The 24,053-nt window shown below is 36.5% G+C and carries 23 protein-coding genes; 15 read left to right on the top strand and 8 right to left on the bottom strand.

What is annotated here, in order from left to right; all coding sequences use genetic code 11:
• Positions 1-64: 64 nt before the first annotated feature.
• On the bottom strand, positions 65-1,165 hold the full coding sequence (locus BXY82_RS07980; RefSeq protein ID WP_133757678.1) for a Glu/Leu/Phe/Val family dehydrogenase: 1,101 nt from the start codon (positions 1,163-1,165) through the stop codon (positions 65-67).
• A gap of 133 nt (positions 1,166-1,298) precedes the next feature.
• Between BXY82_RS07980 and BXY82_RS07975 the strand changes: the two genes are divergently transcribed.
• The 3 genes from BXY82_RS07975 (at position 1,299) to BXY82_RS07965 (ending at position 6,303) form a co-directional block, all read left to right on the top strand.
• A complete protein-coding gene (locus BXY82_RS07975; protein WP_133757677.1) occupies positions 1,299-3,053 on the top strand; it encodes an ABC transporter ATP-binding protein in 1,755 nt (584 codons plus the stop codon).
• A gap of 231 nt (positions 3,054-3,284) precedes the next feature.
• Positions 3,285-3,674 carry a PUR family DNA/RNA-binding protein gene (locus tag BXY82_RS07970; protein ID WP_133757676.1) on the top strand — a complete coding sequence of 130 codons (390 nt, stop codon included), beginning with the start codon at positions 3,285-3,287 and terminating at the stop codon, positions 3,672-3,674.
• 121 nt (positions 3,675-3,795) lie between these two features.
• A complete protein-coding gene (locus tag BXY82_RS07965) occupies positions 3,796-6,303 on the top strand; it encodes a M14 family metallopeptidase (RefSeq protein ID WP_133757675.1) in 2,508 nt (835 codons plus the stop codon).
• Between the two features lie 112 nt (positions 6,304-6,415).
• Here the strand turns inward: BXY82_RS07965 and BXY82_RS07960 are convergent, their stop codons facing one another.
• Entirely contained in the window at positions 6,416-6,751 is a 336-nt protein-coding gene (locus BXY82_RS07960; protein WP_133757674.1) for a tRNA-binding protein, read from the bottom strand.
• A 43-nt stretch (positions 6,752-6,794) separates the two neighbouring features.
• On the opposite strand from BXY82_RS07960, the gene BXY82_RS07955 reads away from it, so the two are divergent.
• The 3 genes from BXY82_RS07955 (at position 6,795) to BXY82_RS07945 (ending at position 9,567) form a co-directional block, all read left to right on the top strand.
• On the top strand, positions 6,795-7,373 hold the full coding sequence (locus BXY82_RS07955) for a thioredoxin family protein (protein WP_133757673.1): 579 nt from the start codon (positions 6,795-6,797) through the stop codon (positions 7,371-7,373).
• A 55-nt stretch (positions 7,374-7,428) separates the two neighbouring features.
• Positions 7,429-8,700: a hypothetical protein gene (locus tag BXY82_RS07950; protein WP_133757672.1), complete on the top strand. Its 1,272-nt coding sequence runs from the start codon at positions 7,429-7,431 to the stop codon at positions 8,698-8,700.
• A gap of 246 nt (positions 8,701-8,946) precedes the next feature.
• Positions 8,947-9,567 (top strand): hypothetical protein, encoded by a 621-nt coding sequence (locus BXY82_RS07945; protein ID WP_133757671.1) that lies wholly within the window; start codon positions 8,947-8,949, stop codon positions 9,565-9,567.
• Here the strand turns inward: BXY82_RS07945 and BXY82_RS07940 are convergent.
• Entirely contained in the window at positions 9,554-11,077 is a 1,524-nt protein-coding gene (locus BXY82_RS07940; protein ID WP_133757670.1) for a GH3 family domain-containing protein, read from the bottom strand. The two genes, BXY82_RS07945 and BXY82_RS07940, sit on opposite strands and share 14 nt — an antisense overlap.
• A 21-nt stretch (positions 11,078-11,098) precedes the next feature.
• Entirely contained in the window at positions 11,099-11,416 is a 318-nt protein-coding gene (locus BXY82_RS07935; RefSeq protein WP_133757669.1) for a four-helix bundle copper-binding protein, read from the bottom strand.
• A gap of 140 nt (positions 11,417-11,556) precedes the next feature.
• On the opposite strand from BXY82_RS07935, the gene BXY82_RS07930 reads away from it, so the two are divergent.
• The 4 genes from BXY82_RS07930 (at position 11,557) to BXY82_RS07915 (ending at position 14,732) form a co-directional block, all read left to right on the top strand.
• Positions 11,557-12,639: an endonuclease/exonuclease/phosphatase family protein gene (locus BXY82_RS07930; protein WP_133757668.1), complete on the top strand. Its 1,083-nt coding sequence runs from the start codon at positions 11,557-11,559 to the stop codon at positions 12,637-12,639.
• A gap of 108 nt (positions 12,640-12,747) precedes the next feature.
• Entirely contained in the window at positions 12,748-13,416 is a 669-nt protein-coding gene (locus BXY82_RS07925) for a lysoplasmalogenase (RefSeq protein ID WP_133757667.1), read from the top strand.
• A 168-nt stretch (positions 13,417-13,584) separates the two neighbouring features.
• Positions 13,585-14,079, top strand: coding sequence for an RNA polymerase sigma factor (locus tag BXY82_RS07920; protein WP_133757666.1), 495 nt, complete (start codon positions 13,585-13,587; stop codon positions 14,077-14,079).
• A 5-nt stretch (positions 14,080-14,084) separates the two neighbouring features.
• Positions 14,085-14,732 carry a hypothetical protein gene (locus BXY82_RS07915; RefSeq protein WP_133757665.1) on the top strand — a complete coding sequence of 216 codons (648 nt, stop codon included), beginning with the start codon at positions 14,085-14,087 and terminating at the stop codon, positions 14,730-14,732.
• Between the two features lie 3 nt (positions 14,733-14,735).
• On the opposite strand, the gene BXY82_RS07910 is transcribed toward BXY82_RS07915, so the two are convergent.
• Together BXY82_RS07910 and BXY82_RS07905 are read right to left on the bottom strand one after the other, a co-directional pair.
• The gene (locus BXY82_RS07910) at positions 14,736-15,548 is read right to left on the bottom strand and encodes a lysophospholipid acyltransferase family protein (RefSeq protein ID WP_133757664.1); all 813 of its coding nucleotides are present in this window, start codon (positions 15,546-15,548) and stop codon (positions 14,736-14,738) included.
• A gap of 87 nt (positions 15,549-15,635) precedes the next feature.
• On the bottom strand, positions 15,636-16,277 hold the full coding sequence (locus BXY82_RS07905) for an NUDIX hydrolase (RefSeq protein ID WP_133757663.1): 642 nt from the start codon (positions 16,275-16,277) through the stop codon (positions 15,636-15,638).
• 6 nt (positions 16,278-16,283) lie between these two features.
• On the opposite strand from BXY82_RS07905, the gene BXY82_RS07900 reads away from it, so the two are divergent.
• On the top strand, positions 16,284-16,991 hold the full coding sequence (locus tag BXY82_RS07900; RefSeq protein ID WP_133757662.1) for a peptidylprolyl isomerase: 708 nt from the start codon (positions 16,284-16,286) through the stop codon (positions 16,989-16,991).
• A 62-nt stretch (positions 16,992-17,053) separates the two neighbouring features.
• Positions 17,054-19,216 (top strand): M3 family metallopeptidase, encoded by a 2,163-nt coding sequence (locus BXY82_RS07895; protein ID WP_133757661.1) that lies wholly within the window; start codon positions 17,054-17,056, stop codon positions 19,214-19,216.
• A 57-nt stretch (positions 19,217-19,273) separates the two neighbouring features.
• Here the strand turns inward: BXY82_RS07895 and BXY82_RS07890 are convergent, their stop codons facing one another.
• Together BXY82_RS07890 and BXY82_RS07885 are read right to left on the bottom strand one after the other, a co-directional pair.
• The gene (locus BXY82_RS07890) at positions 19,274-19,873 is read right to left on the bottom strand and encodes a trimeric intracellular cation channel family protein (protein ID WP_133757660.1); all 600 of its coding nucleotides are present in this window, start codon (positions 19,871-19,873) and stop codon (positions 19,274-19,276) included.
• Between the two features lie 529 nt (positions 19,874-20,402).
• Positions 20,403-21,119: an RDD family protein gene (locus BXY82_RS07885; RefSeq protein WP_133757659.1), complete on the bottom strand. Its 717-nt coding sequence runs from the start codon at positions 21,117-21,119 to the stop codon at positions 20,403-20,405.
• Positions 21,120-21,143: 24 nt separating this feature from the next.
• On the opposite strand from BXY82_RS07885, the gene BXY82_RS07880 reads away from it, so the two are divergent.
• Genes BXY82_RS07880 through BXY82_RS07870 form a run of 3 tightly spaced genes read left to right on the top strand, consistent with a single transcriptional unit; the run spans position 21,144 to position 24,052 of the window.
• Positions 21,144-22,124 carry a stage II sporulation protein M gene (locus BXY82_RS07880; protein ID WP_133757658.1) on the top strand — a complete coding sequence of 327 codons (981 nt, stop codon included), beginning with the start codon at positions 21,144-21,146 and terminating at the stop codon, positions 22,122-22,124.
• Entirely contained in the window at positions 22,125-22,850 is a 726-nt protein-coding gene (locus tag BXY82_RS07875) for a hypothetical protein (RefSeq protein ID WP_133757657.1), read from the top strand.
• Positions 22,847-24,052 (top strand): DUF4350 domain-containing protein, encoded by a 1,206-nt coding sequence (locus tag BXY82_RS07870; RefSeq protein ID WP_166643274.1) that lies wholly within the window; start codon positions 22,847-22,849, stop codon positions 24,050-24,052. The genes BXY82_RS07875 and BXY82_RS07870 overlap by 4 nt, the downstream gene beginning before the upstream one ends.
• The last annotated feature ends 1 nt before the right edge of the window (position 24,053 follow it).

Genomic DNA, 24,053 nt, shown 5'->3' with positions numbered 1-24,053 from the left:
TTTTCGCCCTGCAAAAATAGTATTAATTTATAACTTCAAAACAAAAACAGCAGATATATTCGCCTTATTTTGAATCTTCGGCTTTTCGTTTTGCAATTCGTTCTTGTGCAGTATTTAACGCTGCAACATTGGGTGTAACCCCATTAGTTGCGGCCCGCTCTAGTATTTCTAAAGTAGTATTGTAAATGTTTTCTGTTCTCCGAATAATTTCCTCACGCCCATAATTTTCTAGCTCAGCATAGACGTTAATAATTCCGCCAGCGTTGATCAAGAAGTCAGGTGCATACACAATACCTCGTTCTTGCAACATTACACCGTGTCTATCTTCGGCCAATTGGTTATTTGCCGCTCCAGCAATTACCTTAGCTTTAATCTTATTTATGGTTTCATCATTAATTGTAGCCCCCAATGCGCAAGGCGCGTAGATGTCCATAGCCTCACTATAAATGTCTTTACCTTTATAGATAGCTACACCATATTTATTGCTAACGCTTTCCAAGCGTTCTTCACTAAGATCTGCAATAGTTACCTTGGCTCCTTCATTAACTAAATGTTCTACTAGAGCCTCTCCTACATTCCCTATACCTTGAACAAATACAGACTTATCTTCTAAAACATTAGATCCAAATTGATATTTTGCTGCAGCCTTCATGCCCATAAAAACGCCAAAAGCAGTAATTGGAGAAGGGTTACCCGCCCCTCCTTTACTTTCAGAAATCCCCGTAACATAAGGTGTAACTTCTCTTACAGTATCCATATCTTCAGTAGTCATCCCCACATCTTCTGCAGTAATATACTTACCGCTCAGGGAATGTACAAACTCACCAAATTTACGCATTAATTCAGGCGTTTTTTGGGTTTTGGCATCGCCGATGATTACTGCTTTACCACCTCCTAAATTTAAACCCGTGATTGCCGATTTAAAGGTCATACCTCGAGAGAGTCTTAAAACATCATTTAATGCTTCCCATTCATTAGCGTAATTCCACATCCTCGTTCCGCCTAATGCTGGGCCTAAAACCGTATTATGGATACCAATTATTGCTTTTAAACCAGTATCTTTGTCATTGCAAAACACAATTTGTTCGTGATCATCAAAAGAAAGTTGTCCAAAGACAGGGTCTGCCTTTGCAAGTTCCTTAGCACTTATAACTTTTGAATTCATATACTTATAATTAATTCAGCCTTTTTTAGATTATCTAAATATTAGGCCCAAAAATAAATGAATATTGGAGTTCTAGCAAAATTATAGCTGCTAAATTATCAAATCATCAATTTCAAACGGTTTAGATTTATCAATGAGAGAATTACAACACGTCAATAAATACTTTTACAAATACAGATATAAATTACTTGCAGGTATTTTAATCACAATTATTGCAAGAATTTTTTTACTTTTCACCCCAGAATTGGTAGGAAATTCTGTAGACGTCATTGATAATTATAGAAAGGGAATCACCACTGATGTTGCGACCGTAAAAACCGAATTACTCATCAATATTCTTTATATCGTTGGCGCTGCAATTATCGGCGGTATATTCACATTTTTGATGCGGCAAACTATAATATATGTATCTCGGAAGATTGAGTACGACCTAAAAAACGAAGTCTATCAACAATACCAACGCCTGTCTCTTGATTTTTACAAATCTAACCGCACCGGAGATTTAATGAACAGAATTAGTGAAGACGTGGGTAAAGTAAGGGAATACGCAGGCCCTGCCCTTATGTATAGTATTAACACGGTAACATTATTTGTTATTGCCCTTATATTAATGTTCAATTCAGCGCCCACCTTAACTTTATACACTGTTATTCCGCTACCTATACTGTCTTACTTTATTTATATTTTAAGTAAATCCATTCATAAACGAAGTACAATTGTACAGCAATGGTTATCGAAACTCTCAACTTTTTCTCAAGAAACCTTTAGTGGTGTCAGTGTTATAAAGTCTTATGGTTTGGAAGCCAGCACTAATGCTGAATTTTACAAACTCTCTGCAGAAAGCAGAGAAAAAAATATTGACCTCGCCAGGATTCAAGCATTATTCTTTCCGCTAATGATTTTCTTAATCGGTCTCAGTAATATTATTGTAATCTATATTGGCGGAAAACAATATATAGATGGAGAAATTGAAAGTTTAGGGGTTATAGCCAAGTTTATCATTTATGTCAACTTACTCACATGGCCCGTAGCAACCGTTGGCTGGGTGACATCTGTAGTACAACAAGCTGAAGCATCCCAAAAGCGCATCAATGAATTTTTAAAACAGGAACCTACTATTAAAAATACCAATCCGGAGCCTTCCCATATAGAAGGAGCTATCGAATTTGACAACGTCTCATTTACCTATCCAGACACCAACATCCAAGCTTTAAACAAAGTGAGTTTCAAGCTTAAAAAAGGCGACACCATGGCCATTATTGGCAAAACAGGTTCAGGAAAATCAACGGTGTTAGATCTTATTGGTCGGTTGTATGATGTTAGCTCGGGCGAGATTAAAATAGATGGTACCCCTATTCAAAACCTGAACTTAAATAGTTTGAGAAACAATCTTGGATACGTACCACAAGAAGCCTTTTTGTTTTCGGATAGTATTAGAAATAACATCATGTTTGGCAAGGAAGATGCAACCGAAGAAGAAGTTATCAATGCGGCAAAAAATGCAGACGTACACAAAAACATTAAAGGATTTTCTAAAGGTTATGACACTGTTTTGGGTGAACGTGGCATAACCCTGTCTGGTGGACAGAAACAAAGGGTTTCCATTGCCCGAGCCATCATTAAGGCACCTCAAATTTTATTATTTGATGATTGTTTGTCGGCCGTAGATACCGAAACTGAAGAGAAAATCCTGAATAACCTGAGGGCCATTACAAGAGATAAGACTACTATTATTGTAAGCCATAGAGTCTCTTCAGCTAAGAGTGCAGATAACATCATTGTGTTAGAAGATGGTAAGATGATTCAATCAGGCTCTCATGATACACTTATAGATGTGGATGGCTATTATAGAGAATTATATCTTAAACAATTGACAGAAAACAACTAAAAGTTTCAGCGCAACGCCCAAACGCACGTAAGGAAGATCTACATATTAAATTTTAAGAACCAATAAGGTTTCCAGGCTCAATAAAAAGGAATAATTCCATTATAACCACCGCTAATGGTGGAGAAATACATTCTTAAAATTTCCTTAAAAGAAATATCAGAAATTGTTGGTTACTATAGTTTTTTTTTAGATTTTTGGTACGTAAACTGTTACTAATTAAAATAAAAATCTATGAGTGATCACGGAATGATGGAGAAAGAGGAAATATTCTCTAAAGTATTGCGCGCAGGAAGAAGAACCTATTTTTTTGACGTTAGGGCCACAAAAGCTGGAGATTATTACCTCACTATTACTGAGAGTAAAAAATTCACAAATGACGATGGATCTTTTCACTACAAAAAACATAAAATATATCTTTACAAGGAGGATTTTAGTGAATTTAATGAGATTTTAAGAGAAATGACAGACTATGTCATTAATGAGAAAGGTGATGAAGTCATTAGTGAGCGTCACCAAAAAGATTTCAAGAAAGATGAATTTGACACTGAAGTAAGCTCTTCTAACGCAGAGATTATCAAATCTACAGAAAGCTTTACTGATATTAAATTTGAAGATATTTAATCGCCAAACAACGTACTCAGCATTACAAAAAACCGCTATATGACATGGCGGTTTTTTTATAGCCAGCTTCCCTATCCGTTCAAAAACACCATATTAACGCTTCTTTATATTTATTTTAATCATGAAATTTTTTTACACTCTATTTCTCTTATCGTCGTGGGTCATTTTCGGGCAAAAACAGACAGATCTATCCTATTATTTACCGCAAAACACAACATATAACCAAGCTATTCCCACACCCCAATCTGTTATAGGGCATGAGGTAGGGGAATGGCACGTTACCCATGACAAATTGGTGGAATATTTGAAAGCCTTGGCAAAAAGTTCTGATAGAATCACTTTAGATACTAGAGGCACAACTTTTGAGGGTCGACCTTTAATTCTTCTTACCATTACATCTCCTCAAAACCATCAAAATATTGACGTCATTCGGTCACAACATATTGCAGCCACTGAAGACCATACCGCGGTCAATATAAGCACAATGCCTATTGTGGTAAACCAAGGATTTTCAATTCATGGCAATGAACCTAGCGGGTCTAATGCGGCATTATTGGTAGCCTACTACCTTGCAGCGGCAGAAAGCAACGAAGTTAAAGAGATGTTAAAAAACATGGTGGTGCTATTTGATCCTTCGTTTAACCCAGATGGGTTACAGCGCTTTGCTTATTGGGCAAATTCTAACAGAAGCAAAAATTTAATTTCGGATCCTAACGATCGTGAATTTTCAGAAGTTTGGCCTGGAGGCAGAACCAACCACTATTGGTTTGATATGAATAGAGACTGGTTACCTGTGCAGTTGCCAGAATCAAAGGTAAGATTGGAAACTTTCCATAAGTGGTTGCCAAACATTCTTACTGATCATCATGAAATGAGCACCAATTCTTCCTTCTTCTTTCAGCCAGGAATACCAAGCAGAACCCATCCACTAACCCCAAGATTAAATCAGGAATTGACCAGCAAAATTGGAGACTTTCATGCCCGAGCTTTAGATAAAATTGGCTCTTTCTACTATACAGAAGAAAGTTTTGACGATTTTTACTATGGTAAAGGTTCTACATTTCCTGATATCAATGGTGGTATTGGTATTCTTTTTGAGCAAGCCAGCTCCCGAGGTCATGTTCAGGAAAGCGACAACGGACTCCTAACCTTTCCCTTCACAATAAGAAATCAGTTTACAGCGGCACTTTCTACCTTGGAAGCAGCAGTGCATATGCGCGAAGACATTTTAAAGTACCAACATGATTTTTTCAAAAATGCCCGTTCAGAAGCCAAAAAATTAAAGGGTAAAAATATTGTCTTTGGTGATGAAAAAGATGCTGCTAAAGCATTTGAATTAGCAGAAATACTAAGAAGACATCAAATCAGCATTTATGAACTGAAAGAAGATGCCATTATTGACGGCAAAGCATTTAAACGAGGATATAGCTACGTTATTCCTACTGATCAAAAGAATACACGACTCATTACTGCAATGTTTGAAAAACGAACAACCTTTGAAGATAGTTTGTTTTATGACGTTTCCGCGTGGACATTACCCTTGGCATTCAATTTAGATTATGCTGAAGGAGTGTCATCTTCAAATTTAGGTGAAAAAATAACCAATCTAAAGCGGAAACCAGGGCGTGTTTCCGGAAAAAGCAATTATGCCTATGTCATGGAATGGCATGAGTATTACACCCCTAAGGTATTAAATCAGATCTTAAAAAGTGACCTTCGTGTTAAGGTTGGCATGAAACAATTTAGCACAAATGGCAAGACATATGACTATGGCACTATTATGATACCTGTTCAAAATCAAACAAAAAACCCTGAAGAACTCTATGCGTTTTTAAATGGTTTGGCTCAAGATGCACATGTAGAAATAGATGCTGTAGCAACTGGCTTAACTCAAGGAATTGATTTGGGTAGCAATCATTTTAAATCGCTAACACCTCCTAAAGTTGCCATGATTGTTGGCTCGGGTGTGTCGCCTTACGATGCTGGCGAAATCTGGCATTTATTGGACCAACGCTATGACATGAGCTTAACAAGGCTAGATACTGACCAATTAGACCGAGCAGATCTAAGTCGCTATAATACCATCATTCTACCTAGTGCCAACCTCAGCAAGAGTGCGGCTGAAAAATTGACGTTATGGGTTGAAAATGGAGGTACACTTATCGGGTTTGAAAACGCTGTACGTTGGCTAGATACGAACAAACTCATCAAATTAGACTTCAAAAAAATGGAGCGCGTTGCTAAAAATGTAACTTTTGAAGACCGAAGTGATTATAACGGCGCCCAAGTAATTGGAGGGGCAATATTTGAAGCGAAACTAGACCGCTCACACCCTATTAATTTTGGATTTAAAAATAATAAATTACCACTATTCAGAGGTTCTACAATATTCGTAAATCCTGATAAACAGAGCTATAATAACCCTATCCAATATACAAAAAACCCACTATTGAGTGGCTACGTATCCAAACCAAATTTAGACAGCTTGGCGCTGAGTGTACCTTATCAGATGCAGCGTTTAAAACGTGGAAAAGTAGTGGCATTTACAGATAATACTAATTTTAGAGCATTTTGGTTTGGAACTAATAAATTGATGATGAACGCTATCTTTTTTAGAGAAGAACTTTGATGTTTAATAATTGAAGTAGTATTCAAACCATAAATTACGCGGTTAACACAAATACATATAAACCGCGTAATTTTTATATTGTTCATACATATGTGTATATCAACAAATGACTTTAGCTAACCGCCGACCCATTGTTGACCCGTTTTTCTGGATGTAACAAAAACACATCCTTCTTATTAATAGCCCCAACCACTAAACATTCACTCATAAAGTTGGCAATTTGTTTTTTCGGAAAATTAACTACCGCAACTATCTGTTTATTAAGGAGATCATCCTTAGAATAAATGGTGGTGATTTGAGCTGAAGACTTTTTAATTCCGAGGTCTCCAAAATCAATAAGCAGTTGATATGCAGGTTGACGTGCTTCCGGAAATTCATGTACCTCAATAATAGTTCCAATGCGCAAATCAACTTTGGTGAACTCCTCAAAAGTTATTATCTTTTCCATTCTAAAAAAATTCTAATAAATTACAAGATAATAAAATAAATCTATGGCCCGAACGCCCTCAAATATGCTGTCATTAGGTACCTCAGCTCCTGCATTCAATTTATTGGACACTGTAAGTGGCAATCACGTTTCCTTAGAATCTTGTAAAGGGTTGAAAGGAACAGTTATAATGTTTATTTGCAATCATTGTCCTTTTGTAAAGCATGTAAACCCTCAACTTGCAAAACTTGCCAAGGAATACAAGTCTAAAGGCATAGAATTTATAGCTATCTCTAGTAATGATGTTGTTAATTACCTTGAGGATAGTCCGGAATTAATGAAGGAAAATGCCATTAATGAAGGATTTATTTTTCCTTATTTATATGATCAGACCCAAAGCGTTGCCAAAGCCTATAAAGCAGCTTGTACGCCAGATTTTTATCTATTTAACGCGGATTTAGAGTTGTTTTATAGAGGACAATTAGACAATTCTCGACCTGGCAATGGCATCCCAGTTTCTGGAGAAGATATGATTAATGCAATTGAGGCACTTTTGGCAGATCAAAAATCGCCAAAACATCAAAAACCTAGTTTAGGCTGCAATATTAAGTGGCGCAAAGACAATGAACCAGTTTTTCAGTAAGGTCTAAAAGGATGCTTTAGATTACACCTTATCAAAATTAACAAACAAAATTTTTATGAAAAAAGTAATATTAATAATAGGCGCCGTCCTTATTCTTTTTATCATTTTACTATATATATCCCTAAATAGCACGCCAGACGAATATAAAACTTCGGCCATTGTTGGTCCTGATAATATTGAGGAAATCAATTTTAAAGATTATGATTCGCTCACCATAGCGGCCAGCACATTATACCAAGCCAATGATCTCAAAAAAATGATGCAAGGCGAACACTATCGCAAAGCATGGTCCACACCAATACAAGTGAAAATTGCATTTTTAGACACTCTTCTAGGCGGACTTACTGTAGTAAAGGAAGGTGGGGGCAACCAAACCAAATCCTTAAAACTTGAAGATAGCATAGGCAATAAATACACGCTGAGAAGCATCAATAAAAATCCGGATCCATTAGTTCCAGAATTTGCAAAAACATTGGGGCTTGAAAATATTATTGTAGATGGTATTTCAGCACAACATCCTTATGCGGCTACAGTTGTTGCTGTTTTGGCCGATGCTGTGCATATACACCACACACAGCCAAAAATCTATTTCATACCAAAGCAGGATGCGCTACAAGAATTTAACGAAAATTATGGAAATAAACTTTTTCTATTTGAACATGAGACAGAAAGTGATGCTAACTGGACATCAGAGGATAACGTCAGTAAAATCATAGAAACTGACGATTTGCAGGAATTAAAATTAGAGCTTGGGGAGTCCCTTAAAATAGATGAGCGTGCACTGGTAAGAGCACGACTATTTGATTTGGTTATTGGCGATTGGGATAGACATGCCAAACAATGGGGCTGGATCATTAAGGAGCAAGATGGTAGGCAAATTGCCATTCCGTTACCGGCAGATAGAGATAATGCTTTTTTTAGCATCAGCGGACTTATTCCTAATATTATTGCAAGTAAAAATGTGACACCAGAAATGCGACCTTTTCAAGCCGATATTGACTACATGCCAGGATTAATTCATGACTTTGATATATACTTTCTGAAGAGCACTCCAAAACATGTTTTTATGGAAGAGGCCAAAGCTTTACAACAACTATTGACTGACAAAGTGATTAAAAAAGCGATGCGCCAATGGCCCTCACAAATATATGAGTTGGATGGTAAAGACATTGAAAAAAAGTTAAAAAGCAGGAGAGATCAACTCCTAAAATATGCAGAAGAATTTAAGCGGGTTTTGAATGATAAAGAATACCCAACAAAAATTCTAAAAGGCTCAGAAAATGTTGAATTTAATGGGCATTATTTAAAATGTTTCGAATGCTATTAAATAGCCTTAAAAATAAAATAATAAAAAAAAAAAAAACGGTATATAACCGTTTTTTTTAATGTAGGGGGCAAAAAAAGATAATCAGTGGGGACTGAGAGTCATTTTTTTGATGTTCAAAAGTATCATAATTATTAACACTTGTTTGTCTCTAAAGACACATACTTTAACGGAATTCCTATTTCGTTAAATAAATTTAAAACCTGCCCCTCATTCTTTAAAATAGATGTATTTTGAAGATGCTACACTATGAAATACCTAATCTATTTATTTATAAGTCTAAACACGGCAATGAACGCACAGCATATTATCCCCAATTCCATCGCTAAAGAAATTAATAAAGCTCTTGAATTTTATCCGGAGCTCAAAGAGACTCCCATTGAATTTCGATTTAAGCCCCACATCAAAAAATCGACTATGCAAGCTAGACCTACGTTTGGTAGTTTTTTTAGAAGTAGGCAGCATAGAAGCTACGTTATCCTGATTAGTGAGTCATTTAAAATTGCGGATAAACAATTTTTAACAACTCACATCCCGTCCGATATATTGATTGGTTGGATAGGTCATGAGTTAGGACATATCATGGATTACACAAATAGAAGTAAGTTAAACTTAATATGGTTTGGCATTAAATACCTCTTATCTGACACTCATATTGTAGAAGCTGAACGTGCCGCTGACACCTATGCGGTTCAACATAATATGGAAGATTATATTCTTAAGACTAAAGATTTTATACTCAATAATGCCGAGATTCATGACGCTTACAAATTGAGAATCAAAAAATATTATTTATCTCCCGAAGAAATCATGGATCTTATTGAAAGGCGAAATTCCAAAGCAAAGATTAGTGAGTCTATTGTTGATTAACAAATTCTTCCCACTCTTTAAACTTGTCCTCTTTCATAACCCTTTCCATTTTTACCTGACCGCCTTTTTTCTTATTGGCACCACTCCATTCATGAAATACTGAAGGCTGAATTGCCGTAACTTTCACGCCTTTCAAAGCCTTACTTCGCGCAACCTTATAATTTTTGTTGGCTTCTTTTAAAAATATATCTAAGCTATTGGCAATCTCTTCGTTATTGAGATCATCTTCTGTACCTATATACCAACAATGATAAAATTCGCCATCTTCGCATCGTTTTGCACAAATGGTGTACTCTGGAATTTTGGTAGAAAATTGATCTTCAAGATGCTTCATAGCATCATCCATTTTGTTTACTGAGAGCTGAGAGCCTACAGTGTTCAAGAAAAATTTGGTACGACCTGTAATGATAATTTCGGCACGTTCAACATCAGTAAAAGCTATGGTGTCTCCAATTTCATAACGCCAAGCACCACTAACCGTACTCATAATTAACACATAATCCTGATTTGTAGTAACATTCCCCAGGGTTACAGACGGCGCATTCTCAATTAGAGAACCATCTTCATTGATGTACTCAGGTTTGAACGGCACAAATTCAAAATAGATGCCTTCATCAGTTACGAGTTTCATGGCATCAGTGTCTGGTCGCGATTGAAACGCAACGAACCCTTCTGATGCTAAATAAGTATCAATTACCGTAATAGGTCGTGCCAATAAGGCATTAAAACTTTTTTCGTAAGGCCCAAAGGCGACCCCACCAGATGTATACACTTGAAGATTTGGCCATATTTCGTGGATATTGTTAAGATTATGATGGCTGATAACTTTTTGTAACATCAGCTCAATCCATGAAGGAATCCCACTTAACGCTCCAATATCCCATTTTTCAGCATTTTCCGCAATTTTTTGTACACGTGCATCCCAATCGTCTATCTTAGCAATTTCTTCACCTGGTTTATAGTATGATTTAAACCAGAAAGGTATATTACTGGCACTAATACCGCTAATCTCACCTTCTAAATGATCGTTGTGCGCTTTAAGCTCGGTAGAACTACCCAACATCATAATTTCTTTCTCGAAAAAATCTGCAGGAAAATCAAAATTACTCAAGGCAAAAACTTGTTGAATTCCTGTTTGTTTAATAGCGTCTATCATCGCGTCTGTTACAGGAATCCTTTTACTCGACTTTCCGGTGGTTCCTGAACTCAATGCAAAATAATTGGGGTGACCAGGCCAAGTAATGTTCTCTTCTCCCTCTTGTAATCGATACCACCACTCATTATGAATCTTATTATAGTCAAAGTAAGGCACAGTATTAGCAAAGACTTCGGAAGGATTTTCTGAATTCAATATGGATTGAAAATCATAGTGATTTCCAAATGCCGTATCCTTTGCAGTTGACAAAAGCTTTTTTAAGACTTCCTGCTGTTCTTTTATTGGATTTGTTTCTGATGAAAAGGATTCTTTTACATCTATGAAACCTTTGATTATATTACCGAGTATTGCCATAGTTTATTTATAAGACAGAAATTAAGCAGCCATTTTTCTACATTCTTCAGCGCACTTTCTGCAAGATTCTGCGCAAATTTGACAATGTTCATGATCGTGTTGGCTACATTGCTCAGCACACCATTCACATATTTCTGCACAGAGTTTACAATAATTAGCAGCATGTTTGCTGTTGGCTGACATCATTTTAATGGCCACCAAGCAGGCATCAATACATTCTACACAACATTTTGGACAATCATTCATACTTTCCTTACCAGTCATTTCGATAAGACAGTTCTGGCAATCTACCAAGCATTTTTGGCAGGCTTCAATACAATTTTGATATGCTGTTTTCATAATTAAATGTTTATTGCAATTTCTTTATTTTAAAAGAATTATAATGTTTCTATTACCAAAAGCATTAACGCTAATCCATTATTTTATAAATAACAATTAATTTGTTAAAATTTTAACTATTTTCAGGTCAAAATTAACGTATGTCTCTAAAAAAGTTTTTAACCGGATTTGGAATTATTGCTATTGCACTCACGCTCTTACCACTAATTCCAGCAGACTACTGGTGGATTAGGATGTTTGACTTCCCACATATACAGTTAACATCTCTCACATTACTAGCCATTTTGGTGTATTATATAAAATTTGATTTTAAAGATTTGAAAGATTATGCCTTCGTAACTATACTTATAACATGTTTTATATTTCAATTTTCAAAAATTGCGCCCTACACTCCATTTTATAAAAAACAGGTCTTAGATGCCACAACTAACAACTCAACCTCCGCCATAAAGGTTCTTACTGCTAATGTGTTGCAGAAAAATGAAAATGACAATAAATTAAAGGCTATTATAAATGAGATGGATGCTGATGTAATAGTATTTACTGAAGCCAACACCCGCTGGCGCAATGCTATTGTACAATCAATATCATCAGAGTATATGTATAAGGTAGAGTTACCATTAGAAAACACTTATGGCATTCTCATGTATTCAAAACTAGAGCTCGTAAATCCGGAAGTTAAATTTTTGGTGACGGATTCCATTCCGTCCATCCATAGTAAAGTGCGATTACCTTCTGGAGATTTGGCACAGATTTACGCCATTCACCCCACCCCGCCTATGCCCCAAGAAAACCCTTTATCCACTGATCGGGATGCAGAGCTCATGATGACTTCTGAATTGGCGCGCAACTCCAGAATTCCAGTCATTGTTATTGGCGATTTTAATGATGTTGCATGGTCTCCAACAACACTTTTGTTTCAAGCTACCAGCGAGTTGCTTGATGTAAGGGTTGGTCGCGGATTTTACAATACGTTTGACGCCACAAAATTTTTACTCAGATGGCCATTAGATCATGTATTTGTCTCACCAGAATTCAGAGTAGCCGAATTAAGAGTTGGCAACTCAATAGAATCTGATCATTACCCATATTACGTTGCGCTAACTTATGAGCCAGAGGACGCCAAACATCAAATGCCAACACCGGCTACCAAAGAGCAACTAAAGAAGGCGCAGGAACAATTGGATAAACTTAGAACAAAAGAAGCTTCAGGTGCAGAATAAATAATTTTGAGATGTATAGGATGTTTTGATCTTCCATTTAACCTCACGAGAATTCCATTCATACTCTAAGAACTATAACACATGTTTTCGCAAATCAATTACTAGCTCATGCTCTCAAAACCCGATACTCAATTTGCCTTTGTATTTGCAGTTCTTCTAATGGCGGAGCTTATTTGCGGCACCATAGAGACATTGGCGTTTTGGCACCATATTACCAAACCGTTGTTACTTATAAGTCTCTTATTCTATTTTTTAAGTCAGAGCAAGCATCTAGGCACCAAAACACAATCATTGACCGTACTGGCTCTCATGTTCTCATTGGCAGGAGATATCTTATTACTATTTGACACCCAATCTGACCTCTATTTCATATTAGGGTTGATATCCTTTTTAATGGCGCATCTAATGTATAGTGTTGTATTTTACAAAAGAAGAAACCCAAAAATAAATCCAATTGTCCTTATTGGCATATTAGCATTATATACATTTGGTTTTCTTTCTATATTGAAAAAAGGTTTGAATGATTTATTGATTCCCGTCATAATTTACATGGTCGTCATTTTAATCATGGTAATTACATCCTATTTACGTCGGTATAATGTACCCAAGTATAGTTTTATATTGGTGTTTAATGGAGCACTTTTGTTTGTCATTTCAGATAGTATATTAGCACTTCATAAATTTTATATGGCCATCCCGTTTGCATCCATTTTCGTCATGTTGACGTATGGGTTGGCGCAATATTTTATCGTTTTAGGCCTATTAAAACAACGATAGATTTTACCTATAGTTTATAATCAAATCATTATTAATCAGATATTTTAACCATATCCATTAAAGCTTTAGTCTAAATTAATGTGCAGGCATTTATTTTAAAAAAATAAATACTATTTAATGTAACAAAACCCCTCATCTTCCTACTAACCTTGTAACTAACTACCCGATTTGAACAACGAATTAGAACATAATTTTGTCGCGTTACTAGAGGAGCATCAGAACATTGTGCATAAAGTTTGTAGGCTATATACAAACCATAGAGAGGCGCATAATGATTTGTTTCAGGAGATCACCATTCAATTATGGAAAGCTTATCCTAAGTTCCGAGGTGACGCAAAGTTTAGCACTTGGATGTACCGTGTGGGTTTAAATACCGCCATCACCTTATACAGAAAATCAAAGCGCACTATCAACACTTATGAATTAGAGACCTATCAATTTAAGCTCAGTGCTGAAGAGTATGACGACACTGAAGAACAGCAGTTAAAATTATTGTATGACGCCGTCCACCAATTGAATGATATTGAAAAAGCTCTTGTGTTTCTATATTTAGAAGATAAAGACTATAGAGAAATTAGTGTAACCTTGGGGATCAGCGAGGTAAATGCTAGAGTGAAGATGAACAGGATCAAGAACAAATTAAGAACAATACTAAATCCGTAACCCTTATGGATGAATTAGAACTATTAAAAAAACACTGGAAGAAAGAGGACACTCAGTACCCTCACGTTTCTGCCAACGCCATTTATAAAATGATTCTCAAAAAATCATCATCAATTGTTAAATGGGTACTTATCATAAGTTTGCTGGAGTTTGGGCTATGGACGAGCTTAGCGCTTTTCTTTAAAGGTTCCAAAAGCACACAGAATTTTGACAAATTGGATTCTGACTACCTTTTGATACCCTTAAGCGTCTTAGGGTATATCATTTTAGCCTATTTTTTCTATTTGTTTTACCGCAATTACAGACGTATCTCAGCCACAGATAGCGCCAAAGTATTAATGGAAAATATTTTAAGAACTCGAAAAACCGTAAAAAATTATGTGCTTTTCAACCTGCTTTTTATGGTAGCATCTTTCGCTGCCGTATTATATATTGAATTTGACCAAGATCAAGCGTTAATAAATAAGGCACACAGAGCCGCGGCAAACGGCGAAGCCTTTATGTTTTATGCGAAGATTATCTTGCTTGTTGCAGGTATAATTGCCATATTTGCAGGGGTACTACTACTCTTCTATTGGTTAATTTATGGCTTGCTACTGAGAAAGTTAAACAAAAACTATAAAGAGCTAAAAAAACTAGAGCTATTAGAATAGCTTTTAGTCTTCTTCTACTTTCCATTTACGCAGTTTGTTCAATTCCTGTTGTGCCATAATTTCTTCTTGCGGAATCACCTTTAAAAAAGAAGGATGTTGCTCAATGGCATATTCAATTTTCTCAACAATCTGCTCTATGGTTTCGTTTTCATAATCTATGTCCAATGGTGCCTTAATTTCCATAGACTGAAGAATGTTTTTTTTCTTGATCCGAATTCCTTTTTTATCAAAAGAACGTCTAAAACCATCAATAACAATAGGGACCACAATGGGCTTATAGCGCTTTATAATATGAGCAGTGCCCTTTCTAATAGGTTTAAACGGTGTTGTAGTGCCTTGCGGAAAGGTAATGACCCAACCATCATCTAGAGCTTTAGAAATAGCCGTAATATCACTCATCTTAACCTGTCTATTTACCTCTTTGCCTTCAGCTCTCCAAGTACGTTCAATACTGATAGAGCCCACGTAGGCCAATATTTTAGGCAACAATCCAGATTTCATGGTTTCCTTAGCGGCCACGTAATAAATGTTCAATTTAGGATTCCACAAATAGCCAATATTCTTGATATTGTCATCACGATTGCTCAAACTTGCGTTGAACACATGAAACATTGCCACAACATCAGCAAAATAGGTTTGGTGATTGGATATAAAGAGCACATTGGTGTCCGGCAAGTTTTTAATCACTTCAGAGCCGTCAATTTGAAGTTCGTTAAAACCTCTAAATCGCCTATGTGTCATGGCTCCCAATATGCGTATAAGCCATTTTTTAACGATAAGTATATGACCAAAAGGGTTTTTCTTAAATAATCCCATTATTTTTTATTACAAATTATAATATACTAACCTATTTTAAGGCTTTCACAGCATATTCCAAAAAACAAATTTAATAAAAACCACCACTTAGATCGTTGTTTTTAACAAGTCTTTTATTTCACTCAACATCATGGCCGTAGCACCCCATACCGTATGCCCATTCAATTTAAAAACCGGCACCTCAACTTCCCGCTGTAATGAAGTCATAATTTTTTGTGAGGACACAATATTATCATCAACAAAGTCGTTGAAATTCACCTCAATTAAGTCTTCTACTTCATCATCTTGTTTAAGGAATTTTGGGGTGTTTTTTGTGATTCCTATGAAAGGATATACCGTAAAATTACTTGGGGGAATATACAGTTCAGTCATTTGTTTTATAACTGTTATATTCCCCAATGGTACACCTACTTCTTCAAAAGTTTCCCTCAGCGCGGCATATTCCAATGACGGATCTTCAGCTTCTAACTTCCCGCCAGGAAACCCAACTTGTGCGGAATGGACGCCTTTGTAAGTTTTTCTCAAAATTAATATCAACTTGGTGTTTTTTTCAACATCTGGATAAAACAAGGCCATAACCCCAGCTTTTTTTGAGTTTTTCATAGCTTCCCGCTGCTGCAAGATCAATTCATTACGATATGGGGGCGACATTTTAAATTGCGAATCTTGCCCCGGTAGGGGAATATGTTCTATTTTTGAGATAGATTTTAAAAATATTTCAAAATTCATTTAGTCATGAGAATTTTAGTGTTCATTGGCGTGTTTTTCGTTTTTCTTAATTGTGAAGATAAACAATCTCGCCAAAAAGAAAACAATTCATCAGCAGATTCATTAACCACTTCAACCCTTGTGGAGCGGAAAAAGGAACCCAAAAAAAACCAGCGTGAATATCCAAAACTCAATGATAAAAATGCGATGGAATTTTTTCTGCAATACGATAAAAAACACAAAGAAAACAAAGTACGTATAACCACCGATTTCGGCACTATCGATATTTTATTATACGACGAAACCAAGTTTCATCGTGCTAATTTTATTTTTTTGACCAAACAAGGTTATTTTGACAACACACAATTCTACCGTATTGTAAACAATTTCATCATCCAAGGAGGCAGTAGCGACGATATTGCAATAGCAGAAAAACGACGAAAGATAGGACAGTATTTACTGCCAACAGATACCAATCGTGGTTTTGTACATAATAGAGGCGCCATTAGCATGCCTAGTAGCGCCATTGAGAACCCATACAAGTTAGCGTCACCATATCAGTTTTTCATTGTGCAACAACAAGGTGGTGCCCACCATTTGGATGGTGACTATACCGTGTTTGGAAGAGTAACTGATGGAATGGACGTCGTCGATAAAATTGCCTCACAAGAGACCGATGGTTCGGAATGGCCTTTAAAAAACATTTACATTCGTAAAGTGGAAATTATAAATTAATTAAGAAAATTGAGGCTTTAAATCAATATCTTGGAATCTTTAAAAAATCAACACTATAACAAATGACAAAACACAATCTCAGACACATTAAAACCTTGAGTTTATGTGCACTCATTGCCTTTACCACCAGTTGTAAAGACGACGACAAAAAAGAAGACACCACCATGACTAAAAATGAAAACATTCTCTTACAGGAATGGACAGGGCCATTTGACGGTGTACCTGCGTTTGACAAAATGAATGTTGAAGACGTTAAGGATGCTGTAGAAAAAGGCATGGAACTTGGTTTAAAGGACATTGAAAAAATTGCCAACAACCCAGAACCTCCAACTTTTGAAAACACTATTGCTGCCATGGAACGCTCTGGAAAAGAGTTGGACCGCGTGTTTACCTACTACGGTATTTTAAGCAGCAATATGTCATCTCCTGAATTTAGGGATATTCAAACAGAATTGGCCCCTAAATTATCTGAATATAACTCTAAGATTTCTCAAAACGAGAAACTATTTAATAGGATTAAAACTGTTTATGAGGCATCCCAAACCACGCCTTTAGAAGACGACCAACAACGTGTAGTGGAATTAACCTACAAAAGCTTCGAAATGAACGGCGCCAACTTGGATGCTGAGAAAAAAAAGCGCTATGCTGAAATCAACAAGGAATTATCTTCGCTATACACTAAGTTTTCAAATAACGTATTGCACGACGAAGAGAACTATGTAACATATCTGACTAAAGAACAATTAGGAGGCTTATCTGAATCTTTTACGAGATCTGCCGCTAAGATAGCGTCAGATAAAGGTCAAGATGGAAAATACGCAATTACTAACACGCGTTCTTCAATGGATCCATTTTTAACCTACTCAACAGAACGTGAGTTACGTAAACAAGTATGGAACAACTACTACTCTCGTGGTGATAATGGTGACGAATATGACAACAAAGAGCTAATCGCGCAAATCCTAAAACTCCGCAAAGAACGTGTGGGCTTAATGGGCTATGATAATTATGCAGAGTGGCGCTTACAGGACAGAATGGCTAAAACTCCAGAAAATGCAATGGATTTAATGATGGCTGTTTGGCCAGCGGCCATTGCAAGAGTCAAGGAAGAGGTAGCTGACATGCAAGCTGTGGCTAATGCCAATGGCGACAACATTACTATTGAACCTTGGGATTACCGCTACTACGCTGAAAAAGTGCGTCAGAAAAAATATGATTTAGATAGTGAAGAAGTAAAGCAATACCTTCAACTTGATAAATTAACCCAAGCGTTATTTTATACAGCCGGACGCTTGTTCAACTATGAGTTTACGCCAGTTGCTGAAGGATCAGTTCCTGTATTTCATGACGATGTGAAAGTTTGGGAAGTAACTGATAAGGATTCAGGAAAACATATCGGATTATGGTATTTAGACCCGTTTGCACGTGAAGGAAAACGTTCTGGAGCTTGGGCAACTACGTACAGAAGCCACACAACTTTTGATGGAGATGAAACCGTTTTAGCCTCTAACAATTCCAACTTCGTAAAACCAGCTCCGGGCGAGCCTGTTTTAGTGTCATGGGATGATGCTACTACATTTTTCCATGAATTTGGACATGCACTCCACTTCTTCTCTTCTAACGTGAAATACCCAACCTTAAACGGTGGCGTAAGAGATTACACAGAATTCCAATCGCAATTATTAGAGCGTTGGTTATCTACGGATGAAGTGATCAATCAATTCTTGGTACACCACAAAACTGGCGAGCCTATCCCAGCATCATTGGTTGAAAAAATCAAGAAGGCATCCACGTTTAACCAAGGCTTTGGCACTACAGAATACTTAGCTTCAGCATTGATAGACATGAAATTGCATTTAGCTGATCCTGAGAATATTGATATAGAAAAATTTGAGCGTGAAACCTTAAAAGAACTTAATATGCCAAAAGAATTGGTAATGCGTCACAGAACACCACACTTTGGACACGTCTTTTCTGGCGAAGGTTATGCCACTGCATACTATGGCTATATGTGGGCTGATGTATTAACTAGTGATGCTTCGGAAGCTTTTAAGGAAGCTCCGGGAGGCTTCTACGATGCTGAAGTAGCCAAGAAATTGGTAGACTATCTATTTGCACCAAGAAATTCTATGGATCCAGCAGAAGCATATCGTTTGTTTAGAGGACGTGATGCTAAGATTGAAGCCTTAATGAGAGACAGAGGTTTCCCTGTTCCTAAAAAATAATGAACATCTCATTTTTAATAAAAATGCCACGATTTAAAGCGTGGCATTTTTTTATGCTTAATATAAGCTTGGTAAACTAATTTTGAACTTTACAGCTATCAGTCGCACGGTCATAACAACTGAGCCGGCCACCAAAAAGATTACATTCTCTTCAATAGGAAATTGACTTAATACAAAATAAGTTATACCTCCTAAAATACATGCGGTTGCATAAATTTCCTTTCTAAATATGATAGGAATTTCATTACACAACATATCTCTTAGTACACCTCCAAAACATGCGGTCATGGTCCCTAAGGAAATGCAAATTATGGGGTGTAGACCAATGGCCAACCCTTTTTGTATGCCTACCACAGTGTAGAGCGCTATCCCGATAGTATCAAATAAGAATAAAGATGTACGTAAATAATTGATTTTTTGACGAAAGAGGACTGTAAATATAGTCGCACCAAAAATCACATAAACATAGGTCATGTTCGTCATCCACGTTACTGGCGTGATACCAATTAAGACATCTCGCATAGTACCCCCTCCTACCGAGGTTACAAAAGCAATAATCAAAACACCAAAGGCGTCCATTCTTTTATCCATCGCTATAGATACGCCAGAAATTGCGAAAGCAATGGTTCCAAGAACATCAATGGTAAGTAGAAACATAGATTTATTGTAAAAAGTTCAGCGTCCAAAGATAGGAAGGCTTAGAGTGAATTTAAACTTTAATGAGAGAAATGTGTTTTTGTTGCCAATTGAGGGTGAATTAGATTGATTTGAAATGACAGAATTTATATTGATAATTGTCCTAAAATCCCCGCTTGGTCCTTCGACTGCACTCAGGACAAACTGGATTAATGGGTTTGGTGAATTGCGCTTGATACAATATTTGTTTTTTTTAAGATGCTGATTGTTGGAGGATAAGCTGTTGGCTCAATTACGACTTTCTAATGAAATTACGATTGTATTGTTTAGATTCCGCAAAAGGGCGGGGTAAGCGATTCGCACAAGTTAGACCTTCTTAACAAAATATAGGTTACATTCTTGAGATCCCGCGAAAAGGCGGGATAAGCGATTCGCACAAGTTTTTGTGACCATCTAATAAAATAATTCAGATTATAATCTTAAGATCCCGCAAAAAAGGCAGGATAAGCGATTCGCACAAGTTTTGTAAAAACAAAACTTGGCTCTCTGCTTACATCCCTTGAGTGTAATAATTATAATCCTTTAAAATGGTGTCGATAAACTGAATGTCGTTGCCATTAATAGCCTTTACCCCTATCACTTCCGTAATCTTATTTCGCAACTTAATTAAGGTTTGGTAATCGTTGGTAGATTTTGCCATGGTAAATGTTTCCTTTATAATCCGCGCGTCATTATCTGAAAGTTTGATGACCGTTGGATAGGTCGGTTTGTAATTGTCGTGCAATTCTTCTAAAATGGTATGGTTGATATTAACTTTGTCTTTTAGTAAAATCACCGAAGTACCTGCGGCCATATCGCCCAATCGCTGTGATCTTTTACTGAATATGATCACAAAAAAACCTAAACCCAGAATGTATATATCGACAATCCTAAAAAACCATCGCACCACATAATCTGCTAGGGAAGCTTGATAGCCATCTATTTTTACCACTTTTATATTCATGATTCGCTTCCCAATGGTTTGTCCTTCCATTAAAGATTCCAATGCCAGCGTATAAAACACCACAGGAAGCCCTAACACCGTATTTATTCCAATTTGAGACCATTGATCCATATCCTGAAACGCACCAACAGTCATGTTTAAAATGGTCAGATAGCCGATTTTAATAATGCTGTCAATAATGAATGCTAACAAACGCTCACCAGCTCCGGCTGCCGTAAAATTTATTTTTACATTTTGAGTGGTGTTAATTTGTAACTCTGTCATTTTATATTTTAATTTAACAACTGTATGAGAGAAGTAGCGTTTATCAAGCAAAATAAGGAAAAATGGCTAAGCTTTGAAACCGCTATTTTCAATAATGATTTTAAAAATCCTGACGAACTCGCCTCTCAATACATTCAATTGATCAACGATTTATCTTACGCGCAAACCTACTACCCCAAAAGTAAAATAATTACCTACTTAAATCAATTAGCCGCCAAGGCTTTTCAAAAAATTTATAAAACCAAACGCGAGGACAGCAACAGAATTGTCACTTTCTGGAAAACCGAAGTGCCTTTAATCATGTTCCAATATCGGAAATTTGTGTATATCGCCTTTACCATCTTTACCGTATTTACCGCAATTGGCGTTATTTCTGCTGCTAATGATGGGGAGTTTGTAAGGTCTATTTTAGGCGATGAATACGTCAATATGACTTTAGAGAACATCGAAGCGGGAAATCCTGTAGCGGTCTATAAAAGCGGAAGTAACTGGGGAAGTTTTATTGGCATTACGGTAAATAATTTGCGTGTAGGCATTATTGCCTTTGTTATGGGTGTTTTTGGCGGACTCGGCACCGTGTATATCCTGTTCAAAAACTGCATCATGCTGGGTTCTTTTCAATATTTTTTTTATGAAAAGAATGTGTTTTGGGAAAGCGTTAGAGGCATTTGGATACACGGATCAATGGAAATATTCGCCATTGTAATTGAAGCGGCAGCAGGACTGATTCTGGGCGCAAGCATTCTATTTCCGGGAACCTATTCTAGATTCACATCATTTAAAGAAGGTGCCAAAACAGGGATAAAGATCGTCATCAGCACCTTCCCATTTACTTTTTTCGCAGGATTTTTAGAAGGATTTATCACCAGATATTCACAAGAGATGCCCAAAATGATATCCGTGGGGATTATCTTAGTCACTTTAGGAATTATTAGCTATTATTATCTTGTTTACCCTTTTAGGGTACAGAAGAGATTGAAAGCTGAACTCACGCCCTTCAATTAAATGAAACTCAACCTGACGCTTATTTTTCTGGTCTGCACCTTTTTGCACAATGCGAACACATCGTTATGGGCAGAAACCACTTTGCAACAACCACCAACTGAACGTCAGTTTAACGATGGCTTTAAAGAGTCGTATTCCGGTAGGAAATACAATTATAAAGGCGCTCCAAAAGCGCGTTCAACTTCTGCTCACCAACAACATAACGCCGAATATTCTGAGGACCAGCCTTACATTCCAGAAGAAAGCGCTGACGGATTTTCATTCAACTTGAATGGTTTAAATTGGGTGTTTGTAGTCATTCTGTTTCTTGCTGTCGGCTATTTAGCCTACACACTTTTAAATGATGGGAGTAGCAAGCTGTTTTCATCACGAAAAAACACGCAGATCAACTCATTCACGGACATTTCTGCTGAAAACATAGCGCATGTCGACATTAAAACACTCATCAAGAATGCTGAAAACACAAATGATTACCGTTTAGCCATCAGATATTATTATCTATTAGTGCTGAAACATTTGACACTAAAAAACTTCATTACCTTCGAGGAAGACAAAACCAATGCAGATTATATGCAGGCCATTGCTTCCCAAAAATTCAGCAAAGATTTTGCCTACACCTCCTATATTTATAATTACACCTGGTACGGTGAGTTTGCGCTAAATGCTGAGCAATACCAATTGGCAAAAGAGAGTTTTGTTCAACTTATAAAAAAGGTGAACTCGTGAATAAAAATGTCATCACCATAGTAGTTATCGTCATTGCAATCATCAGCATTGCCATCACTATTGATTATAATAGCAACCGTACCGTAGATTGGACAGAGAGCTTTAATGAAAAAAGCAACAAACCTTATGGTGTCAGTGTGCTTTACAAGGAATTGCCCAAACTCTTTAAGGAGCAAAAAGTAAAAACCATTTATTATACGCCCTATAATTATTTTTATGCGAATTCAGAGGATGGTTATGGCGATCATATTGCTGAAGGTAATTATCTATTGATTGGCAACTCAGATTATCTAGACGACGCTGACATTGAGGAACTACTGATATTTGCAGGTCAGGGCAACACCTTATTCATGTCTGATTACACCTTTCCTAAAAAGCTTTTGGACACGTTACAGCTGATGGTAGATGTTATTAAAAATAAGGACAGTATCAGTAAATTAAGCTTTACAGATGCCACTTTAAAAGCTAAAAATTCCAACATTGACAAAAGTGATAGCACTGCTTATTTTTCTAAAATAGATATTGAAAACTTCACGGTTTTAGGATACACTAATGACGATCCTAACTCCATCAATTTTTTAAATGTTCCATTTGAAGAGGGCAACATCTATTTACATTTAGAGCCAAAAATTTTCACAAATTATAATATTTTAAAAGATAACCGGTACCGTTACACAGAGGGCGCCCTCTCTTATCTACCAAATGCTACCATTTATTTCGATTCGTATACCAAATACCTTAATTCTCAATATGGCGATGCAGAGAAAAAATCGCAATTGAGTTGGTTTTTAGAACAGCCATCGTTTAAATGGGCATGGTATTTAACGATTATCTTGACGTTGCTTTTTATGGTTTTTAATGCGAAAAGGCGACAACGCATCATCCCTATTGTGAAACCGTTAGAGAATACTACCGTTGGCTTTGTAAAGACAATTTCCAATTTGTATTATGAAACTGAAGATCATAAGAATCTAATTGAAAAGAAAATCACCTATTTTTTAGAGAAAATACGATCGGATTATAATTTGGACACCACCACATTAAATGATGAGTTTATTACGAAACTCTCTCAAAAATCAGGAAAGAAAAAAGAATCCGTTCAAAAAACCATTACTTTCATCAACTGGTTACGGACTAAAAATGAGTTTTTTGAGGAAAACCTCTTAAAGCTCAATAAACATATTGAAGAATTTTATTCATAAT

The organism is Gelidibacter sediminis, from assembly GCF_004364975.1.
Lineage (GTDB): Bacteria > Bacteroidota > Bacteroidia > Flavobacteriales > Flavobacteriaceae > Gelidibacter > Gelidibacter sediminis.
Note: the sequence above shows the minus strand (reverse complement) of the source record. Positions and strands in the feature narration are given on the sequence as shown.